We start from the raw sequence: 763 nt of genomic DNA on the forward strand, positions 1-763 counted from the left end.
ATATCTATCCAAAGAACACTTGTGCACGATAATCATCACTCCAGCCTGCTTTTTTAAGTTTATTTCTTTGGCTGGGAGCACCACAGTCACATTGTTTGACCATATTCAACACGATGTGCCGGAATAGCGCCAAATTTTCAATGGCGCCGTCCAGTACAATACGTGAATCATCTTCTTTAAAAACCACATCAAGAATATAATGTTGGCTATTTTCAATCCGCCAATGCTGGCGAATGTAGTGTCCTAATAATTTGTGCCGGGGGGAAAGCGAGCTAATGTAGTAGGACGTATCTACCGTGCCTTTACCCTTTTCTGACCGATGCCGTTCAACCGCAATGATACTGCGAATTGTCGGCCATTTTTCTGCCATTTCGGGGGAAAATTGAGGTTTAAGCTGGAAAACATAGCGTTCTTCCTTACGTCCATGCGCTTCTTGCTTAACTTCGGTGACAATCTTTTCTTTACCCGCATCAAACACCGCCTGAAATTGTGACTGGATAGCCGCCCATAGCTTAGGCTGATTTTTCTTTACCTGGACAACCACATGCGCTTTCTTCTCACTGATTTTTTCCAGGGTTTCACGCTGACACGTCACAATACTGCCTTTCAGATTAAGGATATCCAGCATTTGACAAACGACACGGATTTCACCCTTTTTTGTGGCCGTGGCTTTCTGGCTCAATACCAATCCCCGTTCGGTATCATAGGCAGTGACCAGCTGGACCGCATTTTTCTTTTCATTCCGGTAAGCCCGTCTCAGGAC

The 763-nt window shown here is 45.0% G+C and carries 1 protein-coding gene; it reads right to left on the bottom strand.

The window, feature by feature from the left end; genetic code table 11:
• Positions 1-4 precede the first annotated feature (4 nt).
• Positions 5-763: ISAs1 family transposase (locus Xbed_RS18905; protein ID WP_086114325.1), on the bottom strand; the 759-nt coding region annotated here is incomplete at its 5' end.

Source organism: Xenorhabdus beddingii, from assembly GCF_002127545.1.
Taxonomy (GTDB): Bacteria; Pseudomonadota; Gammaproteobacteria; order Enterobacterales; family Enterobacteriaceae; genus Xenorhabdus; species Xenorhabdus beddingii.